The sequence below is a fragment of the Aquabacterium sp. genome (assembly GCF_004297345.1).
In the GTDB taxonomy this organism is placed as follows: Bacteria; Pseudomonadota; Gammaproteobacteria; order Burkholderiales; family Burkholderiaceae_C; genus Aquabacterium.
This window is the reverse complement of record NZ_SCTN01000024.1, coordinates 1-5,501: the sequence shown is the minus strand read 5'-3', so window position 1 is coordinate 5,501 and position 5,501 is coordinate 1. Positions and strand designations below refer to the sequence as shown.

4 protein-coding genes are annotated in these 5,501 nt (G+C 57.3%); all 4 read right to left on the bottom strand.

Features of this window, described 5'->3' with window-relative positions; translation table 11 throughout:
- Positions 1-265 precede the first annotated feature (265 nt).
- Positions 266-793 carry a hypothetical protein gene (locus tag EPO09_RS00670; RefSeq protein WP_290639179.1) on the bottom strand — a complete coding sequence of 176 codons (528 nt, stop codon included), beginning with the start codon at positions 791-793 and terminating at the stop codon, positions 266-268.
- Positions 794-877: 84 nt separating this feature from the next.
- A complete protein-coding gene (locus EPO09_RS00665) occupies positions 878-1,282 on the bottom strand; it encodes an Imm63 family immunity protein (protein ID WP_290639176.1) in 405 nt (134 codons plus the stop codon).
- A 32-nt stretch (positions 1,283-1,314) separates the two neighbouring features.
- Entirely contained in the window at positions 1,315-1,851 is a 537-nt protein-coding gene (locus EPO09_RS00660) for a hypothetical protein (RefSeq protein WP_290639174.1), read from the bottom strand.
- A complete protein-coding gene (locus tag EPO09_RS00655) occupies positions 1,848-5,309 on the bottom strand; it encodes a hemagglutinin repeat-containing protein (protein ID WP_290639172.1) in 3,462 nt (1,153 codons plus the stop codon). The genes EPO09_RS00660 and EPO09_RS00655 overlap by 4 nt, the downstream gene beginning before the upstream one ends.
- Positions 5,310-5,501: the final 192 nt, after the last annotated feature.

Below are 5,501 nucleotides of genomic sequence, written 5' to 3'. Positions count from 1 at the left end.
GGGAGAGGCGAAGGCAACTCAAAGTAGACCTCGTACTCACTGCGCCGATTGGTCGTAACGTCCAAGAACGACCCATAGTGCTTTCCAGTTGATCTGTCAACTCCGGCGGAGAACTGTTTTTCTCTGGAAACGTATAGATCATGGAAATCATGCGTCATTTCACCAGCCCACTTACATCGAGGATGTGAGACGAGCCAGCGATGCTAGCCTGCCAGAAGCTCGCCCCCTCGAAGGAACAGGCTTCGGGACGCAGAGAGCAAGTGCATCACCACCTCACCCATTGCCCCGTTGAAATGAGTTCAGGACTATTGGGATCAACGGCGTAAACCCACTCAGGCATACCTTGCGCCGAGCCTGCCACCACCCCCATCATGCCTTCAAACTTGTCGGGCATGCTGCCGGAATGGATTCCGCCGATCCGGCCCGAGAAATCTCCGGCAGGAAATCTCAGTTGAAAACGTAAGCTGCCATCAGCGTTGTAGATGGCAGCATTGTTAGGCGGAGCAAAAACGTCCGTCCCGTCTTGGTGGGTGTACTCACCCGACTCAAACAAAACCAACACCCCAGTCCGGTCGGGGAGTATCCACGGCAATGCGGTGAAAGGTAGCGTGACTTTTGTGCCATCTTCCAACCAGATTGCACATCCCAGCTCCACTTTGGGTTGAACAAGTTTCCTTACTTCTGCCCATCGCTCGTCCGTACTACGTTCATCCCCGTCAATGAAGACAATGGCCTCCAAGCCATCAGCACCGCGCTTCCGCAGTCCTGTTTTCAGGATTTTTTGAACACTCATTTGATAGGCCTCAGGCCTTTCGGATCAATCACAAACTTGTCTGGCGCAAAAAAGGCATGTTCTCCACCAGGCAACATCATCTGATCAGATGTCGACGTATGGTGCGCGAGCAAGCACCGCATCCAATTCATGCGCGAGCCGTTTGCCCCATTCACCATTTATGGTGTTCATGATGGCTAGCCACATACCAAAGGCAGCACGACGAGGATCCTTACCCCGCTCACGCTGAGTGCACTCCGTGACGTAGGCGTACTTTTCGACGATGTCGCTCACGATGACGTAGAGCAAGTCGTCAAGGCTATTTGTGACCTGGCGTGAAAGTTCACACCCTCGCTCCGACACGACATACGCGAATGTGTCACTGTCCACCTCGACGTGCGGCGTTCTGTCCTGTGCGGAGGCCGAGGCTATACGGAGGTAGGTGTCGGGTACGCCGCCCTTGCGACCTGCCTCAAGAACCAATCGCGAGATTTCATTAAAACTTGTCATTCAAGATTAATTCCAGATACACCCCACATCGGTTAGCGACGGTCTCTTGAAATTCCTGTATCGATTAGTTTGCAACCAACCTCATCAAGTCGACAGTAAAGCAGATCAGGCCACTCTTCATCGTTGGTTACATTGACGCCTATTTCGTTTGCCTTTTCCTGATGAGCGGAGTGTATGTACCAGCCCTTGCCCTCGTTGGGATTTGCCAGAGTGAGCCGCAGACTTGCGTCTGCATTGAAGATTGCTGCATTATGCGGGGGGGGTAGATAGAAATCCTTGTCGAGATGGCTGGGCTCTTTTGAATACACCACCAACACGCCGGATTTGTCCACGAGGATTTTTGCGTCGATCGCAGCTCCACGCAATTGGTACTCGGCTCCGCCGATCGTAACAATTCGAAGCGTTATTGCGGTTGCCAAGCCACGCTTGACCACGGCGTCCCACGGCGTGTCTGAGCTTCTATGTTTCGGCGCATATGGAGAAGAACCATCAACAAGCGCTTCTTCCACTTCGCCATTTTGGTATTTGGCGATGTAGTAGACCGCAGCGACTGGGTCAAGGGCAGTCATTTGATTTCCTTCACTGAGGTAATCTTATATAGCTCAGGGTTGGTGTATGGTGTATTGACCATGAAGTTCACTTGCTGAGCACCACCAGGAAGAACCTGTCTGGTTGCATAGTCGTACATACCTCCCGCAGTGCCTTCACGTATTCCGACACCTGGCGCCACGGTAAATTCGACCACATAGAATTTGTTTGGCAAGCCATTTGGTTGGGCGTTGGATTTGAATTCCTGGGTCACAGCCAAATTCTGACGCATATCGGCGATAGATGTCACGGGATCTTTCGTGGCCCAACTACCCAATATCGTTGCGGGGTTTTGCCCAGTACGAATCGCCTGGTTCATTTTCTCGTACTGGCCTTGATCGATGACCATTCTCATAGGCTCAGGGGTGGTGTTGACGGTATCGGTAACTAGTGTTCGTTCTTGCCAGGCTGGGTACGCCGTGGAATAGCGGGGGGGGCGTGTTCCGGTCTGCTCCGCGATCTGCAAATCGTTGTTGTTCTTTGGAATGCTTCCGATTGGTGCTTCGTTGATGCGTTGCAGTCCATCTCTGTCTGTGACCTGCCCCGCATTGATGTTCTCAGCCCGGTACGTGCTCCCTGGCTTGAAATCCCGCACAGCACTTGAGCCAAGCCCCGGCATATCGGCTGTGGCATTGTTGTCGATCTTGGCCTTGGCAATAGCCTGTGCGTCGGTTTGTGCCGCAGTGGCTCCGCCCGAAACCGCGTTGTCAGCCATGTCGGCGACCTTGCCCACAGCCTTCCCGGCAACTACAGCCGCACCATAGCCAGCCCCACCAAGTACCGCACCTTTGACGGTTTCCGCCGCAGTGGTCTTGGCATCTACCGTCCCCTTGTCAATGGCCTGATCCGTTGCGCTGTTGCCGCCACCAATGACACCACCCGCTACGACAGAGCCAATCAAAGTAGGCGGGGCCACCACTGCCGTGCCCACCACAATGGCCCCCTTCGCTGCAGCCTTGGCATCTTCCTTGGCTCTGGCTTCCTTGTAAGCAGCCAGTATCTTCTGATCAGCGGGATCAGTGCTGAACCACGCAACTGGGTTGTCGTTGGTGCAACTGACTGCAGGGCATGGCGCCACCGGCAAGCTGAAGGCTTGACCATTGGCAAATGCAATCTGCCTCTGCACGGTCTGCTGCCCGTTTGTGCTTGTGGAAGGCACACTCACCACTACGCTTTGAACGGTGCCTGGGGCCCATGTGTAGTCCTTGGCATTGCTTTGGATGAAGGCCACCAGATCAGCCTTGGGCAGAGGTACGCCATCTGCGCGTCCCAAACCGATGTTCTGCACCAGTCCACCCTGTCCATCAGGTACCCAGCCCTGTTTGGCATTGGTGTCCTTGCCCGGCACCATGAGGTCGTCTGCTGATCGGGTCAGCGCATCTGTGCTCGATTTGTCTGCTTGCGCGGGCGATGCTTTGGGTTGGTACTGCGTGTTGCTAGTGACCGTCTCGCCCTTGACGCTGGCGTATCGCAGCGCATCCTCAATGTCTGCCATCGAGTAGGGTTTGCCTTCCTTTTGGGCTTGGGCGTACAGCCTTCTGGCATTAGCGCGATCCTGGTCGTGCAACTGCCGGTTGTTGCCGTCCACATTAAAACCTGCCATGGCACCTTGCACACCGCCGCCTGTGGCGCTGCCGATCACCGCCCCGCCTGCTGTGGCCGAGGCCTGAACCAGCAGACGCGCAGCTGCCGCAGCAACCTGATCGTTGGCACCAGCCTTGACCAGGGATGCCTGCAAGTCCGTTTGCAGCTTGTCCAGCGTTGGCGCAGCATCGGCTGTGACACCTGCGGCTGTTGCGCCAGCCGCCCCGCCACCAAGCGCCCCCATGACGGTGTGTGCCGCCACACGGTAGGCCCCGCCTTCCTTCCAGTTGTCGTAGTCGGCCAGCAGGGCAGGGTTGCTCAAGTTAGCCTGGGCCTGTGCGCTGGTCATACCCTGTTTGGTCAAGGCATCCAGCATCTTTTGCCCATCTGGCGTGAGCTGACCTTGTGCCGCTAGCGCATCAAGTTGCTGCCGCGTGCGCGCGTCGTCCACCGGCTTGGTCTTGCTTTGACCAAAATCTCCCACCGCCTTGGCCGCCTGCTGTCCAAACGCAGAGGTAATGGCCACCTGCGCGCCCACCTCCTGGCTCACGCGGGTCTGGTCGAAGATCTTGGCAATGCCTTGTTGGGCATCGCCTGTACGCACGGCCTTGTTGCCCGCGATCCCTGATACCCCCGCTGTCGTCGTGGAGCTGGCGTGCCCGCTGTCGCTGCCAAAGCCCGCCGAGGTCTGCCCGGCGTCTGTGCCAATGCTCACGCTGTAGGCCGTGGCCTTGTAGTCAGCCTTGTTCTGGATATCGCTGGTGCTCAGGCTGGCGGTGGTGAGGCTGCTCTTGCCTTCTTGCACCGCCTTGTCTGTGCTGGCAATCACTGCGCCTGTGAGCGCAGTGGTGCCATTGACCGTGACGGTGAAGCCCTGGTCACCCGCCTGGATGCCGCTTTGTTCGGCCACACTGGCGTAGTTGCTGTTGATCTTGGTTTGCCCATAACTGGCATTGGCACTCACCTTGCCAGACAGCGAAACCGATGCGCCACCGCTGATGTTGCGCTGGCTGCTGGCGTAGTTGCTGGTGTCTTGCAAGCTCTGCGCGTTAAGGTTCCCGCCCACGTTGGCGGTGACCTGCTGGCCCTTGGCCACTGCCCCCTTGAGCGTTGTGTCCGCGCCTGATTGCAATGTCAAGCGCTGGCCTGCCTCAATATGTGTGTTGGTGAAGGTGGTTTCATCACCGTTGCCACGGCCCGTGCCCTTGCTGCCCGACACCGCCAAAGCCGGGCCATTCTTGTCCACCTTCACGCCAATGTTGGCGCTGCTGCTGGAATTCTTGCTGCGCTCACTGCTGTTGTTTTGCGCAGCAAGCAGTTGCACGTCGTGCTGGGCTTGCAAGCTCACATTGCCTGCAGCCTGCACGTTACTGCCTTGCACGGTCAGGTCTGATTGCGTGCCTGCACCTGTGGCGGTGATGTACACATCCTGGCCTGCCGCTACTTGCGAGGCACGCGCCGTTTGGCTGGTCTGTACCGTGGTGCTCTGGCTACGGCTATTGCCCAGCATCACACTCACGCTGCCACCACCTGCGGCGCTGGGGTCTTTGAGTACATCGCCCGCCGCATTGTTGGCCGCCAACACAGTGGTGAGCTTGGACAGCGCCTTCATGCGCCCGTCTTGCGTCTGGCTACCGGCCTTGTTCATCTGGCGCGCCGTTTGTGTCGCGTTGATAACAGGATTGCTGACGCTCAGGGTCACACCGGTTTGCTTGTCTCGCACCTGGGTGGTGGTCTGGCGGCTCTCCTGCGCATGGGTGATGTCCACCTTCTGAGCCGTGATGTCCACGCTGCCTTGCGGTGTCAGAACATCGCTTCCGGTTTGAGTGTAGCGTTGACCGGCAGTGATCTGCACATTGCCTGCGGTAGACCCAACCGTACTGGCAGATGCTGATACACCTTGCTGTAAGGTGTTCTCTTGGTGAGAGCGGCTGCCAATTGACACCCCTACGCCACCACCCGATCCCATTACCCCTGATTGGTGAGTGCTAACGGTGTGCGTGCTATTGAGCCTGTCTTGCGCAACGTCACGGTTGACGCTGCGCAA

Excerpts from the sequence above, each read along its gene's own strand:
- EPO09_RS00670 (WP_290639179.1), bottom strand. The coding sequence starts at position 793 with ATGAGTGTTCAAAAAATCCTGAAAACAGGACTGCGGAAGCGCGGTGCT.
- EPO09_RS00665 (WP_290639176.1), bottom strand. The coding sequence starts at position 1,282 with ATGACAAGTTTTAATGAAATCTCGCGATTGGTTCTTGAGGCAGGTCGC.
- EPO09_RS00660 (WP_290639174.1), bottom strand. The coding sequence starts at position 1,851 with ATGACTGCCCTTGACCCAGTCGCTGCGGTCTACTACATCGCCAAATAC.